General features: G+C 63.9%; 26 protein-coding genes. 15 read left to right on the forward strand and 11 right to left on the reverse strand.

Annotation, left to right across the window (positions count from 1 at the left end):
* Positions 1-126 precede the first annotated feature (126 nt).
* The 3 genes from GY791_08565 to GY791_08575 all read left to right on the forward strand — a co-directional run bounded on the left by GY791_08565 (position 127) and on the right by GY791_08575 (position 1,563).
* Positions 127-855, forward strand: a complete 729-nt coding sequence (locus tag GY791_08565) for a hypothetical protein (GenBank protein MCP4328472.1) — start codon at positions 127-129, stop codon at positions 853-855.
* 212 nt (positions 856-1,067) lie between these two features.
* On the forward strand, positions 1,068-1,319 hold the full coding sequence (locus GY791_08570; protein MCP4328473.1) for a hypothetical protein: 252 nt from the start codon (positions 1,068-1,070) through the stop codon (positions 1,317-1,319).
* A complete protein-coding gene (locus GY791_08575) occupies positions 1,312-1,563 on the forward strand; it encodes a hypothetical protein (protein ID MCP4328474.1) in 252 nt (83 codons plus the stop codon). Before GY791_08570 ends, GY791_08575 begins: the two co-directional genes overlap by 8 nt.
* Here GY791_08575 and GY791_08580 read toward each other — a convergent pair.
* Both GY791_08580 and GY791_08585 read right to left on the reverse strand, forming a co-directional pair.
* Complete coding sequence (locus GY791_08580) at positions 1,560-2,441, reverse strand: hypothetical protein (protein MCP4328475.1); 882 nt, start codon at positions 2,439-2,441, stop codon at positions 1,560-1,562. The genes GY791_08575 and GY791_08580 overlap by 4 nt on opposite strands.
* 3 nt (positions 2,442-2,444) lie before the next feature.
* Complete coding sequence (locus GY791_08585) at positions 2,445-3,335, reverse strand: isocitrate lyase/PEP mutase family protein (GenBank protein ID MCP4328476.1); 891 nt, start codon at positions 3,333-3,335, stop codon at positions 2,445-2,447.
* A gap of 127 nt (positions 3,336-3,462) precedes the next feature.
* On the opposite strand from GY791_08585, the gene GY791_08590 reads away from it, so the two are divergent.
* From GY791_08590 to GY791_08600, 3 genes are all read left to right on the forward strand, one after another.
* Positions 3,463-4,917 (forward strand): tetratricopeptide repeat protein, encoded by a 1,455-nt coding sequence (locus tag GY791_08590; GenBank protein MCP4328477.1) that lies wholly within the window; start codon positions 3,463-3,465, stop codon positions 4,915-4,917.
* Between the two features lie 30 nt (positions 4,918-4,947).
* On the forward strand, positions 4,948-5,583 hold the full coding sequence (locus GY791_08595; GenBank protein ID MCP4328478.1) for an SGNH/GDSL hydrolase family protein: 636 nt from the start codon (positions 4,948-4,950) through the stop codon (positions 5,581-5,583).
* 154 nt (positions 5,584-5,737) lie between these two features.
* Positions 5,738-6,907 (forward strand): aminopeptidase P family protein, encoded by a 1,170-nt coding sequence (locus tag GY791_08600; GenBank protein MCP4328479.1) that lies wholly within the window; start codon positions 5,738-5,740, stop codon positions 6,905-6,907.
* Between the two features lie 17 nt (positions 6,908-6,924).
* Here GY791_08600 and GY791_08605 read toward each other — a convergent pair whose 3' ends face one another.
* The 4 genes from GY791_08605 to GY791_08620 form a co-directional block, all read right to left on the reverse strand.
* The gene (locus GY791_08605; protein ID MCP4328480.1) at positions 6,925-7,374 is read right to left on the reverse strand and encodes a VOC family protein; all 450 of its coding nucleotides are present in this window, start codon (positions 7,372-7,374) and stop codon (positions 6,925-6,927) included.
* A gap of 176 nt (positions 7,375-7,550) precedes the next feature.
* Positions 7,551-8,420: a cytochrome c gene (locus tag GY791_08610; protein MCP4328481.1), complete on the reverse strand. Its 870-nt coding sequence runs from the start codon at positions 8,418-8,420 to the stop codon at positions 7,551-7,553.
* A gap of 157 nt (positions 8,421-8,577) precedes the next feature.
* Positions 8,578-10,287, reverse strand: a complete 1,710-nt coding sequence (locus tag GY791_08615) for a xanthine/uracil/vitamin C permease (GenBank protein ID MCP4328482.1) — start codon at positions 10,285-10,287, stop codon at positions 8,578-8,580.
* A gap of 125 nt (positions 10,288-10,412) precedes the next feature.
* The gene (locus GY791_08620; GenBank protein ID MCP4328483.1) at positions 10,413-11,909 is read right to left on the reverse strand and encodes an NAD(P)/FAD-dependent oxidoreductase; all 1,497 of its coding nucleotides are present in this window, start codon (positions 11,907-11,909) and stop codon (positions 10,413-10,415) included.
* 638 nt (positions 11,910-12,547) lie between these two features.
* Here GY791_08620 and GY791_08625 point away from each other — a divergent pair.
* The 4 genes from GY791_08625 to GY791_08640 all read left to right on the forward strand — a co-directional run bounded on the left by GY791_08625 (position 12,548) and on the right by GY791_08640 (position 16,310).
* Positions 12,548-12,700 (forward strand): hypothetical protein, encoded by a 153-nt coding sequence (locus GY791_08625; protein ID MCP4328484.1) that lies wholly within the window; start codon positions 12,548-12,550, stop codon positions 12,698-12,700.
* An 11-nt stretch (positions 12,701-12,711) separates the two neighbouring features.
* Entirely contained in the window at positions 12,712-13,620 is a 909-nt protein-coding gene (locus GY791_08630; GenBank protein ID MCP4328485.1) for a LysR family transcriptional regulator, read from the forward strand.
* A gap of 106 nt (positions 13,621-13,726) precedes the next feature.
* Positions 13,727-14,914 carry an aromatic ring-hydroxylating dioxygenase subunit alpha gene (locus tag GY791_08635; GenBank protein ID MCP4328486.1) on the forward strand — a complete coding sequence of 396 codons (1,188 nt, stop codon included), beginning with the start codon at positions 13,727-13,729 and terminating at the stop codon, positions 14,912-14,914.
* Positions 14,915-14,972: 58 nt separating this feature from the next.
* A complete protein-coding gene (locus GY791_08640; GenBank protein MCP4328487.1) occupies positions 14,973-16,310 on the forward strand; it encodes an aminopeptidase P family protein in 1,338 nt (445 codons plus the stop codon).
* Between the two features lie 40 nt (positions 16,311-16,350).
* On the opposite strand, the gene GY791_08645 is transcribed toward GY791_08640, so the two are convergent.
* On the reverse strand, positions 16,351-16,851 hold the full coding sequence (locus GY791_08645) for a helix-turn-helix transcriptional regulator (GenBank protein ID MCP4328488.1): 501 nt from the start codon (positions 16,849-16,851) through the stop codon (positions 16,351-16,353).
* A gap of 121 nt (positions 16,852-16,972) precedes the next feature.
* Between GY791_08645 and GY791_08650 the strand changes: the two genes are divergently transcribed.
* From GY791_08650 to GY791_08660, 3 genes are all read left to right on the forward strand, one after another.
* Entirely contained in the window at positions 16,973-17,845 is an 873-nt protein-coding gene (locus tag GY791_08650) for an NAD(P)-dependent oxidoreductase (GenBank protein ID MCP4328489.1), read from the forward strand.
* Positions 17,846-17,945: 100 nt separating this feature from the next.
* A complete protein-coding gene (locus tag GY791_08655; protein MCP4328490.1) occupies positions 17,946-18,509 on the forward strand; it encodes a hypothetical protein in 564 nt (187 codons plus the stop codon).
* A gap of 31 nt (positions 18,510-18,540) precedes the next feature.
* On the forward strand, positions 18,541-18,972 hold the full coding sequence (locus GY791_08660) for a hypothetical protein (protein MCP4328491.1): 432 nt from the start codon (positions 18,541-18,543) through the stop codon (positions 18,970-18,972).
* Here GY791_08660 and GY791_08665 read toward each other — a convergent pair.
* Entirely contained in the window at positions 18,941-19,855 is a 915-nt protein-coding gene (locus GY791_08665; protein ID MCP4328492.1) for a DMT family transporter, read from the reverse strand. The genes GY791_08660 and GY791_08665 overlap by 32 nt on opposite strands.
* A gap of 7 nt (positions 19,856-19,862) precedes the next feature.
* A complete protein-coding gene (locus GY791_08670) occupies positions 19,863-20,774 on the reverse strand; it encodes a DMT family transporter (GenBank protein ID MCP4328493.1) in 912 nt (303 codons plus the stop codon).
* A 145-nt stretch (positions 20,775-20,919) separates the two neighbouring features.
* On the opposite strand from GY791_08670, the gene GY791_08675 reads away from it, so the two are divergent.
* Positions 20,920-22,497 carry a benzoate-CoA ligase family protein gene (locus GY791_08675; GenBank protein MCP4328494.1) on the forward strand — a complete coding sequence of 526 codons (1,578 nt, stop codon included), beginning with the start codon at positions 20,920-20,922 and terminating at the stop codon, positions 22,495-22,497.
* 58 nt (positions 22,498-22,555) lie between these two features.
* Positions 22,556-23,779 carry an acyl-CoA dehydrogenase gene (locus GY791_08680; GenBank protein MCP4328495.1) on the forward strand — a complete coding sequence of 408 codons (1,224 nt, stop codon included), beginning with the start codon at positions 22,556-22,558 and terminating at the stop codon, positions 23,777-23,779.
* Positions 23,780-23,818: 39 nt separating this feature from the next.
* Here GY791_08680 and GY791_08685 read toward each other — a convergent pair whose 3' ends face one another.
* Positions 23,819-24,805, reverse strand: a complete 987-nt coding sequence (locus GY791_08685; protein MCP4328496.1) for an oxidoreductase — start codon at positions 24,803-24,805, stop codon at positions 23,819-23,821.
* A gap of 55 nt (positions 24,806-24,860) precedes the next feature.
* Positions 24,861-26,024 (reverse strand): acetyl-CoA acetyltransferase, encoded by a 1,164-nt coding sequence (locus tag GY791_08690; protein MCP4328497.1) that lies wholly within the window; start codon positions 26,022-26,024, stop codon positions 24,861-24,863.
* Between the last annotated feature and the right edge of the window lies 1 nt (position 26,025).

The raw sequence follows: 26,025 nt of genomic DNA on the forward strand, positions 1-26,025 counted from the left end.
CAACCGGCGACGGAGGGGAAGCGACCGATGTCGCGATTGCTGGACGAGATCAGGACGCCGGAGGCTCGGGCCGAGCCGGCACGCAAGGATTACGCGGTTTCGGCGCGGCCGTTTCATGCCGATACGGTGTTCACGATTTCCGCCCGCAGCAAGCCGCCGGAGCAGCCGGTGCTGCGCTTCTTGGCCAAGAACTACGCCACCGTGCCGATCGCCCAGATCGACAGCCTGTTCGGATTCGTCGAGGGCAGCACGCTCTATGGTGGCCGCGTCTTCAACCAGCCCGAGCTTTACGAGCGCGATGTTGCGGTGATGTACGATGTCGGCATCGGCGTCCGCATCCCGCTGACCAACCATTTCGCCGAAGAACCCGAATACGAGGAAAACCTGGCCTTCCTCGACAAGTATCATCGCCCGGGCAATGCCGCAATCGTCACCAATGACAAGCTCGCGGAGTGGATCCGGCGTGACTTCCCGAAATACAGAATCGAGGCCAGTGTCATCAAGAACATCGACACCCAGGCGAAAATAGACGCCGCGCTCGAGATCTACGATACCGTCGTGCTGCCGATGGAACTCTGCGAGCAGCCGGAATTTCTCGAAAAACTGGAAAACAAACAACGGATCACGCTGTTCGCCAACGCCGGATGCGCCCTGACCTGCCCGGCTCGGATCTGCTACGTGTCGGTATCGAAGATCAACAAGGGCCGCAACGATACCCAATGGCGCTGCTCGCAGCCGATCAAGGACCGCGATACGCGCGGCATGGTCGATTTCGACCTCGAACACTTGTCCGACCTCGGCTTCCGGCGCTTCAAGCTGCTGCGCTCGCGGCCCGGCGGCAAGACCGGCGTGTAACGCCGCGGCCACACGCCCACCCAAGGAAAATCCCTCGCCGCTAACGCGATTCCGCCGGACGGTGCTAGTGTCCGAAGGCGTTTGGACCCTGCCCGATCCCATTGGATAGCCGCCATGCACCGTGCCTGCCTGCCCGCCACGTCTTGTATCCTGGTTCTCGCCGGTTGCCGCGCGAGAACTGGCATGAACGGCGCAAGGCAGATATCACGCCCATGATCGAGCCGCAAATTGTTATCGCCGCGCTGCTCAAGGCGGCGCTGGCGATCAGCCCGGCGGCGCAGTATTCCGAAACCTTCCTGCGCGGCGCGCCGTTTGTCGTCTGTGCTGCGGAATCGCCCGAGGATGGCCGATTGTTCGATGCCGGCGGCATTGACGGCCGGGTTCTCTGCCGCTCCATCGACTGGAGCTGCTTCCGGTCCGATGGCGTGGTTATCCCCATAATCGACAGGCCCGTCGATGACTGAAAGCGAACGCCGATTGCTTGAATTCGCCGCCGCCGATCATGTGCTGGCCCTGACCCGCCTGCCTCACCCCGCCGCCTTCTGGGAGGGCGATCATGGGGCCGCCCCGGCGGTGGAATTCCGCCACGCCGAAGCACTGCGCAGGCAGGGGTATTTGGAACTCGATCCGGCCTCGGCACAGCCGAAGTGGAAATCGCTCTATCGGATCAGCGCGGCCGGACGGGACGCGCTGGCAAACGATCGCTAGGCCGGCGCGGATGGCAGCCGGACCAAGCCACCCGGCAGTCCAAGATCGGCGGCCAGACTGCGGCCATCGGGGAAACGCTTGAACCAGTCCCAGGCGACATAGGGAGCGCCACCGTCGGTATTGGGCGCGGCGCGGTGCGCGCGCACGTCGTCGATATTGACCGTCCGGCATTCGGTATTGAACCGCGTCAGGGCGGCAGCATCAGGCCGGCTGGCGTGCAGGTGCTGGGCGGAGAAGCATAAGAGATCGCCGGGATCGATGACGATGGGCACGGGCGTGGTGTCGCCCATCGGCTCCGCCAGCGCCGCCAGCCGCGGATACGCCTTGCGGTCGGTGGGCGGCAGCCGGCGCAGCTCGGCTAAGTCCCAGCGCGCGCTGGTGTTGGCGATCGGTCGTGACCAATAGTCGGGATAGACTACCAATGTCCGCTCCGCCTCGAGTGGGAAGACCGGTGCCCACCAGTTGATTTGCTGGTAAACGTTCGAACCCCAGCTGTCGCGATGGGGCGGCAGGTGGAGGCGGGGGTTGGCGGGAAAGTGATGCCGCGGCGGTACCGCCCGCAGGGCGAACCAATCGTAGTAGGTTTGCTCCGGATCGGCGCCGACGGCGCGCAAGATATCGATCCACAACGCGCGCACCCGACCCTCGCTGCGCCAATTGCGCCGCAAAGTTTCGACCTTGTCGAGATAGTCGCCCACCGTGAACCGTTGGTGCGCCGTTCGCGGCTCACCGCCAAGAACAGCCTCCACGTGATCGCGCGCCAGCGTCAGCAGTGGCGCCAACGCCGCGACCTGGCGATAGACGACCAGCGCGCCATCGAACACCCGTGCCGCGCGCGCCGGGTCATCCTCGGGAAAAGCAATCGATTCGACGGTCATCGCTTATCCGCCAAGATAGCGGTCCTCGGCCGCGTAGTAGTCGTCGAAGCCGACGATCTCGCACAGTTCGCCAAAATCGGTCATCATTTCGACCGGCTGGCGACCCTCGGCGAGCGCCGCCAGGGCCTCACTCATCGCCTTGATCGCCGCGGCGAGCGGCGTGAAGGGATAGATCGCGAGCTTAAATCCCAATTCCTCGAGGCGTTGTGGCGAGAGGACCGGGGTTAGACCCTGGTGCACCATGTTCGCCATTTGCGGCGTCGGGATCTCTTTACAGATACGGGCCAACTCCATTTCGTCGCTGGGCGCTTCGACGAAAGTGATATCAGCGCCGAAATCGGCAAAGGCTTGGGCCCGCCAGATCGCCTCGTCGATCCCGTCGGTGCCTCGCGCGTCCGTACGCGCGACGATCAGGATATCGTCGCCCTCATCGCGGGCGTCGACGGCGGCCCGCACGCGCGCCAGCGCTTCACCGCGGTCGACCACCTGCTTGCCGCGGGTATGGCCGCAGCGCTTGGGCGAAACCTGATCCTCGAGCATCACGCCGGCGAACCCTGCCCGCCGATAACCGTCCACGGTCCGTTTGACGTTGATCGCATTGCCATAGCCGGTGTCGCCGTCGCCGATGACCGGAATGTCGACGGCGGCGCAAATGTTGCGTCCCTGGTCGGCCATCTCGGCAAAGGAAATCAATCCGGTATCGGGCAGACCGAGACGAACCGCCGACACCGCGAAGCCGGACATGAACGACAGCGGGAAACCCGCGCGTTCGATCAGTCGTGCGCTCAAGGCATCGAAGCAGCAAGCGGTGACCCGTATCCCGGGCTCGGCAAACACCGCCCGCAGGCGGCCGGCAGATGACGTCACGGCGAAACTCCCTTGGCAATTTCCCATTGGCAATCGGCAAGCCTGGAATGGTACCAAGTACCGCCCCAGGGGCGCACGTCAATAAAGGACCGTTCAAGAGTTGGAGCCGCCGTCCGCAGTATCTCGTCAACCCGGTTTTCCCCAAGCGGAGCCGATGCAGCAGAAACAGATTTCCATTCCCGAGGCGCTCAAGCTGGCAAAAAAACTCCTGGCCAACAATCAGATTGGCAAGGCGGCGCAGATATTGGGAGAGGTCACCCAACGCCAACCCAGCTTGGTCGAGGCGCAACAGCTCTATGCCACCGCCTTGATGCAGATCGACCGTGCCGAAGATGCGGAGCCGGCCCTGCGGCGGGCGCTCAATGCCGCGCCCGACCATGTCGGGCTGCTCAACACGCTCGGACTATGCCTGGTCCTGCTCGGCCGTCTCGATGAGGCGCGCGACCTGCTGCAGCGGGTCGAAACGCTGGTCCCGAGCAATCCGCTGGTCCATCGCAATCTCGGGCTCCTGCACTATTACGGGCACGACTACGAGGATGCCGAAAAGGCGTTCCGGCGCACGCTTCGCCTCGAGGCCGGCTTCGTCTCTGCGCTTCACAATCTCGGAAATGTGCTCGAGGCCACCGCCCGCTTCGATGAGGCGATCGAAATATATGATCGTGCCCTGCGCCATGCGCCGAAGGACCCCGAAATGCGTTTCGATCGCGGGCTCTGCTATCTCCGCGCCCGCGACTACGAACGCGGCTTCGCCGACTACGAGGCGCGTCTGAACCGCCGCGACCAGCGCGCGCGGCACCAGCGATTCAAGCCACCGTTGTGGGACGGCGGTGATTTCGCGGGCAAAACGCTGATCGTTTACGGCGAGCAAGGCTTCGGCGACATTATCCAGTGCGCGCGTTATTTGCCGGGGATCAAGGAGCGCGGCGGCACCATAATCTTTTATGCGCCGCAACAGATCAAGAGGTTGCTTGAAACCGTCGCCGGGGTCGACCGGGTCGTGACGCCCGACGAAGAAATGCCGGCGGCGGACCTTAAGGTCCCGGTGTTCAGCTTGCCCGGTCTGTTCGAGACCCGGTGGCCGGACATACCGGCCAAGGTCCCCTATGTGTCCGCAGCGCCTCGGGACACCTCCCCGCTCGACGGCGACGGCCTGAAGGTCGGACTGGTGTGGGCCGGCAGCAAGATCTTCAAGGGCGACTACACCCGATCGATGCGTCTCGAATATCTTGCGCCGCTGCTCGACGTTCCGGGCGTCAGTTACTTCAATCTTCAGTTCGGCGAGTCGACGGCGGGCTTCGACGATCGGATTCACGACCTCGGGGACGAAACGCTTGGCGATTTCTATCAGACCGGCGGCATCATTGAGCAACTCGACCTGCTGATATCCGTCGACACCGTCACGGTTCACCTCGCCGGAGCGTTGGACCGGCCGGTGTGGGCGATGCTGGCTTACGCCTGCGATTGGCGCTGGGGCGCCGACGGCGACCGCTCCCCCTGGTATCCCAGCGTCCGCCTCTATCGCCAGCCCGAGCCAAAACAATGGGACGCGGTGGTCGCCCGGATCGCCGATGACCTCACCGCCTTGGCCACTGAAAGGGCGACATCGTGACGACGCAATGGTGAACGGAGTGATCGGTCGATGACCAAATCTATTCTCGTCTACGGCGATTCGATTTCCTGGGGCTTTCGGGCGGACAACATGTTGCGATACCCGCTGGCGCAGCGGTGGCCGCACATTCTTCGGGGCCTGCTCGGCAAGCGGGCGCATGTCGTCGAAGAATGCCTCAACGGGCGCACGACGGCCTATGACAGCCCGCTGCTCCCCGATCGCAACGGTGTCAAGGCGCTGCCGCCGCTGCTCGAATCCCATGCCCCGCTCGATCTCGTCATCATCATGCTCGGCACCAACGACCTGCAATCGAACATGCATTTGACGGCCAACGACATCGCCGCCGGATGCGGCGGGCTGGTCCTCGGCATTCTCAGGAGCCAAGCCGGGCCCGACCTCGGCATTCCGAAAATCCTCGTCGTCGCGCCGCCTTTGGTCACCCGGCCGGTCGACGCGATGGCGGTTTTCTTCGATGGCGTCGAAGAGAATTCGCGGGCGTTGCCGGAACTCTATCGGCGGCTCGCCGAGGGCTACAAGTGCGATTTCCTCGACGCCAGCACCATTGTCGAGGGGTGCGAAATCGACGGCATTCATCTGACGCCGGAGAGCAACGCCGTCCTGGCGCGCGCGGTGGCCGACGCGGTCGAACCGATCCTGTGGCCATGATCGGAACCGGGATTTCGGCGAGGAACGTTGAGGAGGCATAGGCATGAATAGCGACCAGTCAACCGGCCGACCGTCGGATCGCCGACCGGATATGGTGCGGATCGCCCGATCGACGCCGATCAACCGCCTGCCCGATACCGAAGCCGGCATCGACATGACCGCGCTCCGCCGCTATCGATTGGGGCGCGTCCGCGAGCAACTCGCGGCCCACGATTACGGCGCCTGCATTCTGTTCGATGCGCTCAATATTCGCTACGCCACCGGCAGCCGTCACAGCTCCGCCCTGCAGATGCACATCCCCTACCGCTATCTGTTCCTACCGGTCGAAGGTCCGGTTGTGTTGTTCGACGCCGGCTATTCCCATCATACGGCCGCCGGCCTGGATACCGTCGACGAATGCCGGCCGTTCAAGCCGATAAGCCCATTCTTCGGCGGGCCCAGAGTGGGTGAGATGACGAAAGCCTGGGCCGACGAGATCGGTGACCTGCTCGTTGCCCATGGCGGTGGCAGTAAACGGATCGCTATCGATGGCGGTCCGCCGTTGATACCGCAGGAATTGGCGGCCCGCGGCTACGTCGTCGGCGACGCGCAGGTGCCGATGGAACTGGCCCGCTCGATCAAATCGGCGGAGGAAGTCCAATGCATGGTCTACGCCATCGCCGTCGCCGAGATTGGGCTGTCACGCATGCGCGCTGCGCTCGAGCCCGGCATGACCGAGAACGAGCTGTGGTCGATTCTCTATCAGACCAATATCGCCATGGGAGGCGACTGGATCGACGACCGCGCGCTGAGCGCCGGCGACCGCGCCAATCCGTTGTTGCAGGAATCCTCCGACCGGCTCATCCGTCCTGGTGAGTTGGTCGATGTCGACACCGACATGTTGGGCCCGCTCGGTTATTGCGCCGACATTTCGCGGACCTTTTTCTGTCGTCCCGGCAAACCCAGCGACGAGCAGCGAAGGCTCTACAAGCTCGCCCATGAGGAACTGCACCATAATTTGGAGCTGGTGCGGCCCGGTATGGGCTTTCGCGAATTCTCCGAAAAGGCGTGGCAACGGCCGCCAGAGTTCGAGGCCAACCGCTACCCCGTCCTCATGCACGGCATCGGCGTCTGCGACGAGTACCCCAGCTTCTTCCACCTCCAGGATTGGGACCGCGTTGGCTACGACGGCACAATCGAAGAGAACATGACCTTGTGTGTGGAAAGCTTCATCGGCGAGGAAGGCGGCTACGAGGCGGTGAAGCTCGAGCAGCAGGTGCTGGTAACCGCAAACGGGTGCGAAGTGCTGACCAAATTCCCGTTCGAGGACGACCTCCTGGCTTGAACGCGGCGGGCTGCCGTCTAATCCGGCGCCATTCCCTTTTCGACCAACTGACCGACCGCCGATTCGTTCTTCACCAGCCCGCTCAATCCCATCCCGCGCAGGACATTGGCCGCCTTGGTAAATTGGATGTTGGGATAGCTGACGATCTCGATGCGGTTGCCCCAGGGGTCGAGAAAGTCGAGGAAGCGTCCGGGCAGGATCTCCACGCCCATTGCCTCCAGGGCTCGGCGCGCCGCCTCCTTGTCATCGACGACAAGGCCAAAGTGACGCGACCCGTCGGGGCCTTGGGTGCGGCCCTTCGACAGCGCGATGAACTGGTCGCCGAGATCGATCTCGGCTGAATTCTCGCCCTTGCCACGCAACTCGAAATCGACGAAGCCGCGATAGAATTCGATCGCCTCGTCGATATCGCCGACTTCGAGGGCGACGTGGTTGAAGCCAACGGCCCGCGCCTTCTGTTCCACGATTTCCAGCTCCCCAATCAAATGCCTAGACGACCCAAATAGACGCCGCGTAGTCGATCCGCGAAGGGCGGCGACCGCGACGCATCGAAACTGACATCTAACTAGGTCGGAGAACCAAGAATGGTAGTCCCGCGAGAGAGCGAGCGGGTGCAACCCGACCCCCGCCGGATCCCGATCGCCTATTCGGGGAACGGCAGCGGCGGCAGGGTCCGCAAGTAGGCAACGATGGCGTCGAGGTCCGACTCGTCGAGGTTCCGGTAATACCCAAAGCCCATGGGCGGAGACAGCGGATCGCCATCGGCGCGGATGCCCTCGGTGATGGCGCGCTTGATCTCGGCATCGGTCCAGTGCCCGATACCATCTTCGGGATGGGGGGTGATGTTCCGCGACACGGCGAGGCCCCAAGGGCCTTCCAAGACGAACCCGCCCGCGCCGAGATGATGTTCAAAATCGGGACGGCCGTCGACGGGCGTCGAGTGGCATTCGATGCAGTGCCCAAGCGGACCGGCCAGATAAGCGCCGTAGGCGACCATGTCGTCGCGCGGCACCTCCGCGACGCTCTCCGCGGGCGGGCCATAGGCCGGCGGCAGCGGGATGTTGTAGGTCGATCTCGGGACCTCGTTTCGCACCGCCGGCACCGACCGCAGATACGCGATGATCGCCGCCACGTCGCGGTCGGAGATGTCACGGTAGAGCTCGATCGGCATCGGCGGGCCGATGATCGACCCGTCCGGGCGCCGGCCTTCGCGGATGGCGGTCGCGATATCGGCATCGCTCCAAGCGCCGATTCCGGTTTCCGGATCGGGTGTGATATTCGGGGCATAGGCCGTGAACGCGTCCCCCATCTCGATCAGGAATTGGCCAGCCAACTCCATTCCTTCGACCGGGCCTTCCGGTCCTTGCGGCGTGTGGCAATTGCCGCAGGCGACGATGCCTTGCATCAAGTAGGTGCCGCGTTCAAGCAGCGCCTCCGCGTGCGATTTTACCGGTGACGCAAGCAAGAATACGCCTACCGCCACCGTGGCGGACAGCCCCCCAATACGACCCATGGCGGCCTCCCTCGTACGACACTGTCTATTTGTTGTCTCCACGCGACGCAGAATCGGTGTCTTCGTTCTGCGCGTTTTTCGACGACGGCGCATTGCACCCACATGGCGGATGAAAGTCAAATTCCGGCGTTGCGGCCGGGCCGCTCGAATGCCCTCGTCAAGCGGCGAATATCAGTCGAATCGTAACGTCGCTGCCGTGAGCCGAAGATTCCATGCGATCGGGATAAACGCCGGTCAAGAAATCGGCCAATCCATAGGAGAACGATTCCTCCTCGAAGAAGATGTGCCGGTGAACACCGACGTTCGGGAGGTTTAACAGTGTGCCCGAGTATTCCAAGGTCACGACAAGGTCGACGTCGTTGTAGGTAATCGCGGCGCGGATATTTCCTGAAATGAGGTTCGCGTCCTCGATATGGACCAGCACCTGCCGGGTCGTCGATACCGCCCGGTCCATGGTACCGGCGTCTATTCCCCATGCATTGCCGCGCGCCGTCAGCAATCCCTCTAGATCGTCCAGCGAATGATCCGATTGGTCGAGTTTGAAGGTCGCAGTGCGCCTGGCGCCAAGGCGAAAGAGCAGGTGCAGGCTCAGTGCCGTAACAACCGCCACCGACAGCATTGTCCCGGTCAATGGCTGAATCAAATGCGGCAATTGCTTGAAGTAGTTCTGAAACACCTCCTTGCCCAGGCCCAGCAGCATGGCAATGCCGATGACATAGGTCATACGCGAATCGATGTTGCGCGATACCATGATCTGGATGCCGCCCGAGATCATGAACGATGATGTAAAAACGAGCGCGGCGCCGATTACGGCTTTCGGCAACAAAAGAAAAAGCGCGCCCACGGCAGGCACGAAGGCCAGCAGGATCAAAATGGCCCCGGCCGAAAAGGCGATATAGCGGCTGGTCGCGCCCGAAGCCTTGGACACGCCGACCAGACTGGGCGCCGTGTTCTGTCCGATCGTGCCGAGCAGACCGGCAACGATGCACCCGATGCCGTCGGCCAGCATGCCGCCCTTTATCGACGTCAGGTCAGGCCGTTTCCAATCGGTGTCATTGATCTTCTGGCATGTCGTGATGACGCCGACGGTGCGCAGCGCGGCGGCGATTCCGGCGATCAGGAAAGCCGGCACCAACACCCATTCGAAATCGTACGAAATGTAACCGGGATCGGGAACGAATACGGCAGGCCCCGCAAATATCGCGCCGATGGCGGACAGCGGGACGAGACCGAAGACGACCGACATAACCAAACCGAACAGGATGCCGGCAGACGCGCACATCAGCCGTGCCAACCCGCCGGCCCACAGGCTCAACCCAACAATCGCCGCCAAGGTCAGCAGCGACACGATCACATGCGTGAGATAATCCGGCCTGCCATAGGCGTCCACGTTGAGCACATGGTCGATGCCGACGAGGCCAAGCTGTATGCCGACGATGACGACGATGAAACCGCTAATCGCCGGTGGAAAAAAGACGCGAAGGTGGCTGAGAAATCGCGAGATCACGATCTCGACCAGTCCGGCGAAAATGGTCATGCCGAAGACCGCGCCGAGGCCGAAGCTCGACGATGCCAACATGGAGGGGCCGAGGTAAATAGCCGAGAACACGGGCGCGGCGAGAAACCCGGACCCAACCGGGCCGCGCCAGATGGCCTGCAACAAGGATCCGATGGCAGCCGCAACCATGCCCAGACTGACCGCGTTGATCGTGTCCTGCTGGGTGGCGCCGCCGGCGCGCACGACGACGACGATGAGAATCAAGTAAACCGACAGAAGCGCCGCATACTGACCGCCGAGCAGGATCAGCCGAGGCCATGGCGGCACGTCATCGACCGCGTAGATCAAATCTTCGGGCGGTTTGGTCATCCCCTGGCTCTTCGACCTCGATCGTATAATCGGGCAATGCCCGCCGGGCCTGATTCTTCCTCGATCAGTGTTCCGGACTATCGCCGCCAATCCAACAACGGCGGTTCACCGTGTCCGGCCATGTCTCATGCGGCACGGCCCGGCACCGCCCGCTGGTCGGCCAGGACGGTGTCCTGCCCGGCGGCGCCGGCTTCGTGGTATTCGGCGTCCTGGTTGACCCGCCATACGTCGTAGATGGTTTTTCCGGCGAGAATGTTATCGACCGTCAGCATGGCCGTCATCATGGCGTGGTCCTGGTTGTTGTATTTGTGCATCCCCGCCCGACCGACCAGATGCAGGCCGGGATAGCTGTCGGCCACCGCCCGGCGCAGGATGGCGACGTTTTCTCCATAAGCGTCGTCATAGACTGGATAGGCCTTGCGTTGGCGGACCACGACGCCGTCGACGATGTCCTCGGGTTCGACCAATCCCAGCGTGGCGATTTCCGTCCGGGCGAGGGCGATAAGTTCGTCATCGGAGCTGTGCCAAAGCCGGTCGCCTTCGAAGCAGAAATATTCCATGCCGTAGCACACCATATCCGGGTCCGGGACCATATCGGTCGACCAGTTCTTGAAGTTCTCGATACGACCGACCTTGACCCGGTCGTCGTGGATATAGATCCAGTTGTCGTCGAACGGCGCGCGGTCGCGCGCGATCAGGCCGACGATCAGGAAATCCCGATAGCGCAGAGCCGCCGCGGCGCCCGATGCGGCAGCGCGGGGCGCCGGCTCGAGCATGGCGAACAAATCCCGCATCGGCGCCGAAGAGATGACGTGGGATGCGGTGTGGGTTTCGGTTTCCCCGTCGGGTGTCGTAGCTGCCACCCGCCACCGTGCCGTCTCCGGACAATGCGTCAGACCGGTCACCCGGCGGCCCATCTTGACCTTGCCCCCCTGCGCCGCAATCCGCCGCGCCGCTTCTTCCCACAGCATGCCGGGGCCGCGGCGGGGATAGCGAAAGCGGTCGATCAGCGTCTTGATGACGCCCTCGCGCGGGCTGGTCTTGGGACGCGGCTTGAGGGCGTTGAGTATGGCGGTCCCCAGGGTCAGGCGGTTGATGCGCTGGGCCGCCCAATCGGCCGAAATTTCCGTGCATTTCATGCCCCAGACCTTCTCGGTATAGGTCTCGAAGAAGGTCGAGAACAGCCGGCGGCCGAACTGGTTGACCACCCATTCCTCGAAATTCGCCGGCGGGCGATAGGGAAACATCCGCGCCTTGAAATAGGACAGGACGCAGGCCGCCGAATTGAACAGGCCGAGTTGCTTCAAGGCATTCGCCGCGCGCAGGGGGTAGTCGTAGAACTTGCCGCGATAGAGGATTCGGGTCTTGCGATTGCAATCGAGCATATCGCCGGCGAGCAGCTCGGTCCACAGATCCTCGACCTCGCGCGATTTGGAAAAGAACCGGTGGCCGCCGATATCGATCAGGAAACCCTGGTAATCCACGGTCCGGGAAATTCCGCCGACATAGCGCGGATCGGCCTCAAGGACCGTCACCGACCGGCCCCGCTTGCTCAACAGGTAGGCCGCGGTCAGGCCGGCCGGGCCTGCTCCGATGCAGAGGACTTCCGACTGTTGTTCCATGGGCGGTATATGAACTCTGGCGGCCCGTTACCCGCCCAAACGGCAAGGCGCGGCAAGATGCCACGACCGGCACCAGCGGGCAACAACCATGCAGTGGTGGCCGGCCGACGCAGGCGTTTTCTATACCTGCACCGCCTGCCATTCGAGCAACATGGTGCTGCAGCAGCGCCTCACCCGGCCGGTGTGGAACGAGGTCATCGATTCCATGGTCGCGACTCACGGCATGCCGGCCCCGGAGGCAGAGGACCGCGCGATGCTGCTCGACTATCTCGCCGCCCACCTCAAATGCCGGACGATATCGAGCGCGCGTCGCGGACGCCGCTTAGCCGTTCGCCGTAGGGAGCGTCGTACGTGTCGCGCCGCGCTTGAAAAGGGCAAAACCAGAACAGGCTCTACTCACAATCGGGGAATCAAAGGGAAACAAGTTGCGGGCGCCATCAACGTCCATGCCCAGTCTTCCATCTCGTACTCCAAATTGCACGCGCGAATTGTGGGAAAGCTCACTGCACACAGAGCTCACACGACCCATAATCACGAAAAAATCAGCACGAATTCCTTGGTCCAAACCGGATCATTGTGCGCCACAAACGCCGAATACGCCGGGCGAAGGGCGTTAGCAATTTTGAGTGGAGTGGGTCATGACCGACCAGACGGATACATTAGATCAACGTCAAGTTGTTTTGCCCGAGGGCGAATATGCCAAATACCTGGCGGACTACGCTGCCAGGGTCGCCGATGAAAGAGCCAGTGAAGTTCTCTTCGCCGTCGCCCAGGCCATCCAGTTCGGCTAGTCTCGCGCGTTATGGCCCGCCGCTACTACGCCCTGCCGTCGCTGACCAGCCTCGCCGTCTTCGAAGCCGCCGCGCGCCGGCTCAGCCAGAAGCTCGCGGCCGAGGAATTGAACGTCACCCCGGGCGCGGTCAGTCGCCAGATCAAGGCGCTCGAGGCGGAGCTCGGTACGCCGCTGCTCCGCCGCGTCCACCGCGGCGTCGAATTGACCCGCGAGGGCGAGGAGCTCCACCAGGCGCTGTCCCATGCCTTCGGCGGCATCGCCGACGCTTTCCACCGGTTGCGGACGAGAGGCGGCGGCGCGAGCGTGACCATCGCGGCAACGACCGCCGTCGCTTCGATGTGGTTGATGCCGCGGATCGGGGCCTTCTGGCGGACCCACCCGGAGATCAGCGTCAACCATCTCATCTCCGACGATGCGCGCGAGTTTCGCCGTGCCGACATCGATCTGCGCATCCGCTACGGCGACGGCGCCTGGCCCGACGAGACCGCGGTTGCGCTATTCGGCGACCGCGTGTTCCCGGTCTGCGGTCCCGGGCTCGCCAAGCGCCTCAAGGGCCTCGGCATCGCCGACCTGCCGGCGCAGACCCTGCTCCAACTCGTCGGCGTCGATCCGCGGTGGACGAGCTGGAACGATTGGTTCCGCCAGCTCGAGCAGGCCCACCCGCCGCTGTCGGGACCGCACTTCAACAACTATTCGATCGCCCTCCAGGCGGCCCAGGACGACCAGGGCATCGTTCTCGGCTGGGAGCGGCTGGTCCGGCCGCTGATCGAGGCCGGCGGCCTGGCGCGGGTGACCGACGCCGCCATCGTCGCGCCCGGCCGCTATTTCGTCACCACCAACGCCCAGCGCGTGCCGACGACCGAGGCCGCTGCGTTGCGCGATTGGCTCATCGAGCAGGCTTCGCGCGAAAGCGATTGAGGCGGTCTGGGTTTACCTCCGCTCAACCCTCGATTTCGCCGAATTCATATTGATTCCGGGGCCGATTCGGCGCCTCATCGAGCGTTCTCAGCGAGGGAGGCCCATCATGGTCCCGACCACACCGGAAGCACTCGGCGAGGTGATGCAGCCGGTCGCCGGCGCGCGCGGCCTGCCGAACAATTTCTACATCGACGCCGCCACCTACGAGACCGAAAAACAGAGGGTCTTCTTCGCCAACTGGTCGGCGATCGGCTTCGCCAAGGACGTCCCCGAGATCGGCGACGCGCGGCCGGTCGACTTCGTCGGCATGCCGCTGGTCGCACTGCGCGACGGCGACGGCGAAGTGCGGGTGTTCCAGAATACCTGCCGCCATCGCGGGATGATCCTGATCGACCAGCCGACCAACGTCCGCGGCGCGATCCGCTGCCCCTACCATTCGTGGTGCTACGGTCTCGACGGGGCACTCAAATCGACACCCCTGGTCGGCGGCCCCGGCCGCAACGACCATCCCGACATCGACCCGTCCAGGCTCGGCCTGTTCGAGATCCGCTCGCGGGTGTGGCGCGACGTCATCTTCGTCAATGTTTCGGGAACGGCCGCCGATTTCGAGACCTATGCCGCCGACCTCATCGAACGGTGGCGGGATTTCGACAAGCCGCTCTATCACGGCGGCGCCGAATCCTCGTTCGCCCTCGAAGTCCAGGCCAATTGGAAGTTGGCGGTCGAGAACTATTGCGAGAGCTACCATCTGCCGTGGATCCACCCCGGCCTCAACAAGTATTCGCGGATTCAGGACCACTACCACATCGAGGTGCCGGGCCATTATTCCGGCCAGGGGACGACGGTCTACAATCCCGGTCTCGATGTCGCCGGGCGGCGATTCGCCGACTTCGAGGGCACCCTGGAGAGGTGGAGCCAGGCGGCCGAGTATGTCGCCTTCTATCCCAATGTCCTGTTCGGCGCCCACCGCGACCATGCCTACGCGATCCTGCTCGAACCCCATGGGCCCGAACGGACGATCGAGCGGGTCTCGATCTATTATGCGTCGGACGAGATGCTCGACGACGGTTGGGCGACCATGCGGGCGACCAATGCGCGTCAGTGGGAAGGTATCTTCATCGAGGATGTTTTCGTCGTCGAGGGCATGCAGCGCGGCCGCCACGGCGTCAAATTCGACGGCGGCAAATTCTCCCCGGTGATGGACGGTCCGACCCATTGCTTCCACCATTGGGTGGCGAGCCAGTTCGCGGGCGAAAGCACGGCACCGTTCGCGCGGGCCGCCCGCGAGGCTTAGCGACAGCGCCAGGAAGCGAAAAACGGAACAATGATTTCGAGCGACGTGAGGCACCAATATGGACGACGCGCCTTCACCCTATTCGATCCCCGATCCGAAGATAAACCCGGCCCGTCGGCCGGCTGCGAGGCCCGACGGCACGCCGGACGACAATGACCGGGTCGAGACCGGGCCAACCCAGCTCGCTTTCGACGAATGGGCAAGGCTCGGCCTGACCCCGCCCAACCTGGAGGCGATGCGGGCCTACCGGCTCGGCCGTATCCGCGCCGAATTGGTGCGACACGACTATGCCGGCATCCTGTTGTGGGATCCGCTCAATATCCGCTACGCCGTGGACTGCACCAACATGCAGGTGTGGATCACCCACAATCCCGCGCGTGCCTGTTTCATCGCCACCGAGGGGCCGGTCGTGTTGTGGGATTTCGACCGCTGCGAACACCTCTCCAGCCATCTGCCGCTGATCGACGAAGTGCGCACGGTCACCGCGCAGTTCTATTTTCTGGTCGGGCCGCGGGTCGAGGAAATGAGCGCCAAATTCGCCGCCGAGGTCGAGGACCTGGTGCGGGGCCATGGTGGCGGCAACCGGCGGCTGGCGGTCGACCGGATGGAGGTTTCCGGTGCCCTCGCCCTGCAGGCGCTCGGTATCGAGCTGCGCAGCGGGCAGGAGGTGACCGAGCTCGCTCGCGAGATCAAGGATGCGAACGAAATCAATGCCATGCGTTGCGCGGTGGCGGCGTGCGAGGCGGCGATGGCGGAGATGCAGGTGGCCCTCCGTCCGGGTGTCAACGAAAGCGAACTGTGGTCGCACCTCCATGCCGGCAACATCCGACGCGGCGGCGAATGGATCGAAACCCGGCTGCTGTCGTCGGGGCCGCGCACCAATCCCTGGTATCAGGAGTGCGGGCCGCGGGTGATCGAGGACGGCGATCTGGTCGGCTTCGATACCGACCTGGTCGGGCCCTACGGCTATTGCGCGGATATCTCGCGCACCTGGCTGTGCGGTGACGGCCGGCCTAAAGACGCGCAACGCGAGCTCTATCGGATCGCCCACGAGCATATCCAGGCCAATCTCGCCCTGATCAAGCCGGGTGTATCCTTCGCCGAACTGACCGCGACCGCGCACCGCCTGCCCGAGGCCTACCGCGCACAGCGCTATACGGTCATCGGCCATGGCGTCGGGCTGTGCGACGAATATCCGTCGCTGCGTTATCCGGAGGACTATGAATCCTGCGGCTATGACGGCGTCGTCCGGCCGGGCATGACGCTGTGCCTCGAGGCCTATGTCGGTGCCGAAAACGGCCGCGAAGGGGTCAAGCTGGAGGACCAGGTGCTGGTCACCGAGACCGGCACCGAACCGATTTCGGTCTATCCCTTCGAGGCAGAATTATTGAATTGAGGCCGAGCGGCGCGCGTCCGGCAAACCCTTGAGCAGGGGTCTAGGCCGGGCCATCGCCGTCGCCGTGGCCGAGCAGACGCAATGTTTCCGGGCCCGCGCCCGGCCCCGCCACGACACGGACCTGATGCGGCCGCATGGCGCGTCCATCGGCATCGCGGACCGCGATCGGCGGCACCGGGCGACCGCCGTCGCGTTCGACCAGACGCAGCCGCGGTCCAAGCGGGTCGCCGTCCCAGCGGTCTCCCCAGACGGCAAGGGCCACCAAGACCGGATAGAGATCGAGCCCCTTCTCGGTCAGTCGGTACTCGAAGCTGCGGCCATCTTCGGCGGCGCGTCGCTTCTCGAATACGCCGCCGCGTACGAGCTTGGCCAGGCGCTCGGCCAGAACATTGGAGGCGATCCCGAGATCGCGTTGAAATTCATCGAAACGGCGGATGCCATGGAAGGCATCGCGCAAAATGAGTAGAGTCCACCACTCGCCGACCAAATCGAGCGCGCGGGCGATTGGGCATTCCCTGGTCGCGAAGGAGGTGCGTTCCATGGCCGCCTCATGACATTTAACTTGTATAATTAAACCTAAATCATTTAACTTTAAAAATACAAGTAAATTAACTCGAAACCCACGCTACATCTACTGTGGCGGTCGATCCTGGAGGATGAAAATGTCGACACCATTGGCTGGAAAAACCCTGTTCATTACCGGCGCCAGCCGCGGCATCGGCAAGGCGATCGCGCTGCGCGCCGCGCGCGACGGTGCCAACGTCGCATTGGCCGCCAAAACCGCCGAACCCCATCCCAAACTCGATGGCACGATCTACACCGCGGCCGAGGAAATCGAAGCCGCCGGCGGCACCGCCCTGCCGCTGATCGTCGATGTCCGCGACGCCGACCGGGTGCGCGATGCCGTCGCGGAGACGGTGGACCGTTTCGGCGGCCTCGACGTGCTGGTCAACAACGCCAGCGCGATCTCGCTGTCGGGGACCCTCGATACCGACCTCAAGCGCTTCGACCTGATGCACCAGATCAACGCCCGCGGCGCCTTCGTCTGCGGTCAAGCCTGCCTTCCCCATCTTATCGCCAGCGACAATCCCCACATCCTCAGCATCTCGCCGCCGCTCGATTTTGCCGATCACTGGTGGGGTACGAATTTCGGCTGGACCCTGGCCAAGTACGGCATGAGTCTTTGCGTCCGGGCCTGGGCCGAAGAGTTCCGCGACCACGGGGTCGCGGCCAACGCCCTGTGGCCACGCAGCACGATCAGCACCGCCGCCATCGCCATGCTCGGTGGCCAGGAGGCCCTGTCCCACTGCCGTACGCCGGACATCATGGGCGATGCGGCTCATGCCATTCTGAGCCAGCCCAGCCGCGAGTGCACGGGACGCTATTTCATCGACGACGAAGCCTTGACCATGGCCGGGGTGACCGACTTCGACCGCTATGCGGTCGCCCGCGGTACGGTGCTCTATCGGGACCTCCTGGTCGACAGCGACGGCGGTTTCGAGATGGCCGCCATGCCGCCGCGGGGAAACGGCTGACGCCACCGCCGATCACGAACCGTGGCGGCAAAGCTTGGCGTTGTCATTCGCCGCCGGCGCGGGTAGTAATCAGCCAACGCAGCCCTATCAAGGAACCGTTATGAAATCCGCATTCCAGGTCGTCCTCGTGTTTTTGTTGGGGGCGGTATCGCTCCCCGCCTTCGCCGCAGATGCGCGTCCGATCGAGGACTTCTACGGAGAGTATGTCGGCAAGAGCATCGCCGGCTCGACCGGTGCGACCGGCGAGGACGCGGAAATCAGGCCGCGCCACCTCAATATCTCGATCCAGGCCCATGAGAACGGTTTCACGGTCGCTTGGCTGACCATCATCACCTCGGCGAGCGGGAAGACCAAGGCGAAGTCCCAATTGGTCAATTTCAGGCCGACCGCGAACGATGGGCTCTACGCTTCGGCCATGCGCCGCGATACCACGGGCGCGCTGGTGCCGCTGGATCCGATGAGCGGTGATCCCTATGTATGGGCGAGCATAAACGGTGATACGCTGACCGTTCACGCCCTGTTGGTGACCGCGGACGGCGGCTACGAAGTTCAGGTCTACGACCGCACCCTGACCGAGGACGGCATCGATCTCACTTTTCGGCGTTTTCGTGACGGCGTGATGATGAAGGAAATCGAGGGCAAGCTGACCCGAGTCGGAGATTGACTCGCCACGCCTCAACACCAAGGTTAAAAAGATGAACGAACGCACCCATAAGCGGTTCGGACTATTCGGCCTCGGCGTGCTCGCGCTGGTTTCGTTGCTTGCCGCCTGTACCTACGAGCGGTCGCAAGTCGCGAAGGACGCCCGGACCGAACTGATCGGCAAGAGCCGTGGCGATATCCTCGCCTGCGCCGGCCGGCCAAAGACCACGATCAAGGATGGTGATCTCGAGTATTTCGCCTATTACGTCGGCAATCCCGATTACGACCGGGTACTGGGCGTTCAGCCGACCGAGGCGCAAAAGATAACCGGCAGCGCGCTCCCCAAGAATTGCAAGGTGCGGATCATGTTCCGCAACGGCATCGTCGAAACGGTCAGTTACTCGGGCAATACCGGCGGAATCATAACCCGCGGCGAGGTCTGCGCATCGGTGGTCAGCCGCTGCGTCTCTTCGACCTCGGATTAGCAACCGCGCGGTCGCCGCGCAGCGCGGCCAGCGAATGCACCAGCAGGGTGGCGATGACGACCGCCCCGCCGGCGAGCGCGTACGGCCCCGGCTCCTCCGCCAGCACCAGCCAAACCCAGAATGGGGCAATCACCGTTTCCAACGGCGTCAGCAATCCCACCTCCGCCGCCGAAAGATAGCGCGGGCCGATCGAGATCAACGTGAAAGCGACCGGCGTGACGACCACGCCGAGAATCGCCAGCATGGCAAAATCGACACCCGTAACCGTGAACGGCGTCGCCAGTGGCACCATCAGGGCCGCCGTGATCAGGCCGCTCAGCAATAGCCCGGGGACCATGTCGACAGTCCGCCCGCGGCGCAAGATGGTCAGAAACGCCGCGAAGGCTATGGCGTTGCAGAGGGCGGCAAGATCGCCGATCGCGCTCTGCCCGCTGATTTCGATGCCCTGCATCGAGGGGTAGACGATCACGCACAATCCGCCAATCGCGGCGGCGATCGCGAGCCAGGTTCTCGGCGGCACCGGCTCGTCCAGGAAAATGCGGCTGAAGATGGCGGCGAACAGGGGTGCCAGGCTGAATATGATCAACGCGTTGGCGACCGTGGTGAGATTGATCGACGCGACAAAAAAGATGGTGCTGACGGCAAAGGCGATCGCCGCCCACACTCCCCAGCGGCCGAGTGCGCGGGCGGGCGCCACCATCGCGCCGCGATGGCGCAGCGCCATGAAAGCGGCGAGCGCGGCCGCCATGAACAGGCTGCGCCAGAACGCCACCGTCCAGTGATCGGCCGAGATAAGGCGAATGAGCAAAGCGTCCGGGGTAAGCGCCAGATAGCCCGCCGACGTAATCAACAGACCCTTGACGTGGGCCGAATAGGCACTCATGCCGCGATCAACCGGCGCTTCCCGTCGGCGCGACGACCGCCGCCTGTTCGCTCCGCAGCGCGGCCAGCGAATGCATCAGCAGTGTCGCAATGACCAGACCGCCGCCGGCCAGGGCATAGGGACCCGGGTTCTCGGCCAGAACCAGCCATACCCAAATCGGCGCGAGGACGGTTTCCATCGGCATCAACAGCCCGACTTCGGGCGCCGATATATAACGGGGGCCGGTCGCGATCAGCGTGAAGGCAAGCGGCGCGATGACCAACCCGAGGAACGCCAGCAGGGCGAAATCGGTCGAATCCATCGCCAGCGGCGCCGACAACGGTGCCATCAGACACATCGTCAACAGGGCGCTCAATGCCAGTGCCGGCATCATGTCGGTATCCCTGGCCCGCCGCAGCACGGTGAAGAACGCCGCCATCGAGACCGCCGTACCGAGCGCGGCCAGATCGCCGGTCATGCTCTGTCCGCTGACTTCGATGCCGTACAGCGAGGGATAAACTATGATGCCGATCCCGAAGATCGCGACGGTGATCGCGATCCACGTCCGCAGGGCGACCGGCTCGCGCAGGAAAACCAGACTGAAGATGGCCGCGAACAGGGGTGCGACGCTGATGATGACCAGCGCGTTGGCCACCGTGGTGAAAGATATCGCGGTGACGAAGCAAATGCTGCTGATCGTGAACAACCCGCCGATCAGGGCACCCCGCCGGCCGATCGCCCGCACCCGGACCAGGAACATGCCGCGGTAGCGGAGGACCATCAGGCCGATGAGGCCGATGGCCATGAACGCCCCGCGCCAGAACACGATCGTCCAGTGATCGGGCGTTACCAGGCGAATGATCAATGCCTCGGGCGAGAGCACCAGATATCCCGCCGCCGTCACCGCCAGGCCCTTTACGTGATTGGAGTAGGCACTCATCCGTTGCCGCCTCTCGAATGGGTCAAAAGCGCGCATTCCCGGGTTCGCGGCGTCCGTGCTAAACTAGACCCGATGGCGATGCAAAGGGCGTTTTTCGTCGAGCGAGCTTGGAAAACGAACTCGTGGGAGAAATGGGAATAGCATCATGACCGACAACACCGTCACTATCGACGACAGCGTATCGCCGGCGAAGATCGAATATGCGTCGCGGTTCAATGTCGCCGTCACATTCGTCGACCGTCATCTCGACGAAGGCCGCGCCGACAAGATCGCGATCCGAACCGCTAACGAGACGGTGTCATTTGGCGAACTGGCCGACCGCGTCAACCGCTGCGGAAATCTGCTGAAATCCCTGGACATCGGCGCCGGCGAGCGTGTGCTGATGATCGTCAAGGATTGCCCCGAGTTCTTCTATCTGTTCTGGGGCGCCATCAAGTCCGGGATCATTCCGGTCCCGGTCAATACCCTGCTCCGTGCCGCCGACTACACGTTCATGATCGAGGATTCCGGCTGCGCCGCGGTGGTTTATTCCCCGGAATACGCCGCCGAGGTCGAACCCGCGCTCAAAGCCGCCGCGCACCAGCCTGACCATATCCTGCTCACTGACGGTGCGGACAATTGCGTTCGCACCTGGATCGCCGACCAGCCCTCGGCGCTGCAGGTAGTGCCGGCAAAGGCGACCGATGATTGCTTCTGGCTCTATTCCTCCGGCTCCACCGGACGGCCCAAGGGCGCCGTGCATTCCCATCGCGACATGGTCGTCACCAGCCAGCATTACGGCTGTGAAGTTCTCGGCGTGAAAGAGGACGATGTCTGCTTCTCCGCCGCCAAACTGTTCTTCGCCTACGGGCTCGGCAACGCCATGACCTTCCCGCTCTGGGTCGGGTCAACGGCGGTGCTGAGCGACCGGCGGCCCGACCCGGCAATGACCTTCGAGGTCATCGAACAATTCCGTCCGACCATCTATTTCGGTGTGCCCACCCTCTATGCCGCGCAGCTCCAGGCCCTCGAATCGGAGAGCCCCGACCTGTCGCCGGTCCGCATCTGCGTGTCTGCGGGGGAAGCCTTGCCGGCCGACGTGTTCCGCCGCTGGCGGGAAAAGACCGGCCTTGTCATCCTCGACGGCATCGGCTCGACCGAGGCGCTGCACATTTTCATCTCCAACCGTCCCGACGACCTCAAGCCGGGGACCAGCGGCCGCGCGGTGCCGGGCTACGACGCCGAGGTGCGCGGCGAGGACGGCGCGCCGATTCCCGCCGGTGAGAGCGGCCGCCTTTTCATCCGCGGCGGCTCAACGGCCAAGTATTACTGGAACAACGAAGAGCGCACCACCCAGACCATGGTCGATGGCTGGCTCGACACCGGCGATACCTATATCGAGGAGGACGGCTACTTCATCTATTGCGGGCGCAGCGACGACATGATGAAGGTCGGCGGCATCTGGTGCTCGCCGTTCGAGATCGAGGCCCGCCTGATCGAGCACCCCAAGGTCCTCGAGGCCGCCGTCGTCGGCCGCGACGACGATGAGGGACTGACCAAGCCCGAGGCCTTTATCATCCTCAGCGATGGCGTGTCCACCGACACCGAGCTGGAAACCGAGCTGATGGAACATTGCAAGGCCGGGCTGGCACGCTATAAGTATCCGCGCTGGTTCAATTTCGTCGACGCGCTGCCGAAAACAGCGACCGGCAAGATCCAGCGATTCCGCCTGCGCACCGGCTAGATCCGGGAACGGACGACTACGGAACAGCCCGACGCAGCGCGACCGAAGGAGAGTACCGATGACCGCACCCGCGATAACCGCCCCGACCGGCAAGGCTTCCCCGTCCCTGGCCGCCTTCAATTGGGAAGATCCGCTATTGCTCGACGCCGCGCTCGACGAGGACGAGCGCCTGATCCGCGACAGCGCCCGCGCTTATTGCCAGGAACAGTTGATGCCGCGAATCCTCGAGGCCAACCGGCACGAGATCTTCCATCGCGAGATCATGACCGAAATGGGCGAACTCGGCTTTCTCGGCTCGACCATCGATGGCTATGGCTGCGCCGGCGTCAACTACGTCTCCTACGGCCTTGTCGCGCGCGAGGTCGAGCGCGTCGACAGCGGCTACCGCTCGGCGATGAGCGTCCAGTCGAGCCTCGTCATGTATCCGATCCACGCCTATGGCAGCGAGGAGCAGCGCCAGAAGTACCTGCCCCGGCTGGCGACCGGCGAGTGGGTCGGCTGCTTCGGCCTGACCGAGCCCGACCACGGCTCCGACCCGGGCGGCATGAAGACGCGCGCCCATGCCGCCGACGGCGGCTACCGGCTGACCGGCAACAAGATGTGGATCACCAACTCGCCGATCGCCGACGTCTTCGTCGTCTGGGCCAAGACCGACGATGGGGTCATCCGCGGCTTCATCCTGGAACAGGGGATGGAGGGGCTGAGCGCGCCCAAGATCGAAGGCAAGTTCTCGCTCCGCGCCTCGGTCACCGGCGAAATCGTCATGGACAACGTCTTCGTCCCGGAAGAGAACCTGATGCCCAACGTCAGCGGCCTCAAGGGGCCGTTCGGCTGCCTCAACCGGGCACGTTACGGCATTTCCTGGGGGGCGATGGGCGCGGCCGAGTTCTGCTGGCACGCCGCCCGTCAGTATACCCTCGACCGCAAGCAGTTCGGCCGCCCGCTGGCCGCCAACCAGCTGATCCAGAAGAAGCTCGCCGACATGCAGACCGAGATTACCCTCGGCCTCAACGGATCGTTGCGCGTCGGCCGCCTGATCGACAGCGGCGAGGCCGCGCCCGAGGCGATCTCCCTGGTCAAGCGCAACAATTGCGGCAAGGCCTTGGACATCGTCCGCATGGCGCGCGATATGCATGGCGGCAATGGCGTCGCCGACGAGTTCCATGTCATTCGCCATGTCATGAACCTGGAAGCGGTCAACACCTACGAGGGCACCCACGACATCCACGCCCTCATCCTCGGCCGCGCCCAAACCGGCATCCAGGCGTTCACCGGTTCGTAGGCGTCAATCCCGCCGGGCGCGATGAATTAGCGGCCCGCCCTATCCGATCTCGACGACGGCGCGGCCGCGGATCTGGCCCTTGAGAATGGCATTGCCGAGATCGGGCACGTCGTCGAGCGTCGCCGGCACGGCCAGCGAATCGAGCTTGTCCATGGGCAGGTCGGTGGAGATTCGGCGCCACACCTGCTCGCGCAGGTCGCGCGTGCAATTGACCGAATCGATCCCCAGCAGGTTGACCGCCCGCAGCAGGAACGGCAGCACCGTGGTGTCGAGATCGCTGCCGCCGGCGAGCCCGCAGGCGGCGACGCTGGCGCCGTAATCCATTTCCGCCAGCAGATGCGCCAGGCTGGTGCTGCCGACGGTGTCGATAGCCCCGGCCCAGCGCGTCTTGAGCAGCGGGCGGTCGGGCTTCGCCGCCAGTTCGGCGCGGTCGACGATGGTCGTCGCGCCAAGGCCTTTGAGAAAGTCGTGGGTCTCGGCCCGGCCCGTCGACGCGGCGACCGCATAGCCGAGATTGGCCAGAATAGCGACCGCCACGCTGCCGACGCCGCCGGCGGCGCCGGTGACCAGCACCTCGCCCTTGTCGGCGGCGAGGCCATGGCTCTCGAGCGCCATGATGCATTGCATCGAGGTGAAGCCGGCGGTGCCGACCGCCATCGCCCGCGCCGGGGTCAGCCCGTCGGGCATCTTGATCAGCCATTCGGCCGGAACGCGGGTCTTTTGCGCATAGCCGCCCCAGTGGATTTCGCCGTGGCGGTAACCGGTCAGCAGGACCGCGTCACCGGGTGCGAAATCGGCCGAGTCGGAGGCAATAACTGTCCCCGCCAGATCGACACCGGGCACGTGGGGATAATCCCGCACCAGGCGCCCGAGGCCGTTGAGGATCATGCCGTCCTTGTAGTTCACCGTCGAATGGCTGACGGCAATGGTGACGTCGCCATCCGGCAGGTCCGAATCCTCGAGCTCGACGAACCGCGACAGGACCTTGCCGTCCTCCTCCTCCAACATGATCGCCCGATGTGTCATCGTTTCGTATCCCCGTGTGTAATTTTCCAGACAATGGGTCGAGATGGGACGGCGATCACCGCAATCCTTCAACGATGCTGCAATAGTTGGCGACGCCGGCACCGCCCATGTTGAACACGCCGGCGATCTTGGCATCGGCGACCTGCATCTCGTCGGCACGGCCGGTGACCTGCATCGCCGCCATGATATGCATCGAAATCCCGGTCGCGCCGATCGGATGACCCTTCGATTTGAGCCCGCCCGAGGGATTGACCGGCAGCTTGCCGTCCTTTTCGGTCCAGCCTTCCTCGGTGGCCCGCGCGCCGTCGCCGTCTTCGGTCAGGCCCATCGCCTCATACTGCATCAGCTCGGCAATGGTGAAGCAGTCATGGGTCTCGACCAGGTCGAGATCGTCGATCGAGACCTTGGCGTCGTCGTAGGCGCGCCGCCAGGCGACCGCGCAGCCCTCGAGCCGCGTCATGTCGCGGCGGCTCATCGGCAGGTAGTCGCTGACATGCTGGGCGGCGCGGAACACCGCCGCCTTGCCGAGCGTGAGCGCGGTTTCGACGTCGGCCAACACCACCGCCGCCGCGCCATCCGAAACCAATGAGCAGTCGGTACGCCGCAGCGGTGCGGCGACCATCGGATTCTTGTCCGACACCTCGCGACAGAAATCGTAGCCGAGATCCTTGCGCAACTGGGCATAGGGATTGGCAACGCCGTTCTTGTGGTTCTTGGCCGCGATCCGCGCCAGGGCGTCGCTGTGGTCGCCGTATTTCTGGAAATAGAGCTGGGCGATACGGGCGAACACGCCGGCGAAGCTGCCAAGCTCCTCCTCTTCCTTGAGATAGGCGCCTTTCAACAGCACGCCGCCGACCTCCTCGCCGGGCAGCGCCGTCATCTTTTCGACGCCCACCGCGAGCACGATCCGGGCCTGTTTGGCGGCAATGCTCTTGAGCCCTTGATGGATCGCCGCCGAGCCGGTGGCGCACGCGTTTTCGACCCGCATCGCACGCTTGAAGCGCAGGCTGTCATCGGCCTGGAGCACCAAGGACGACGGAAATTCCTGCGGCACGAAACCACCGTTGAAGTTGCCGACGATGATCTCGTCGATGTCGGCGGGGGCAATTCCGGCATCGGCAATGGCATCGGCCGCCGCCTTGACGACCATCGATTCGAGGTCGTCGTCCTCGCGCTTGCCGAACGGCAGATGTGCCCACCCTACGATGCATCCGGTCATA

The sequence above is a fragment of the Alphaproteobacteria bacterium genome, assembly GCA_024244705.1.
GTDB lineage: Bacteria > Pseudomonadota > Alphaproteobacteria > JAAEOK01 > JAAEOK01 > JAAEOK01.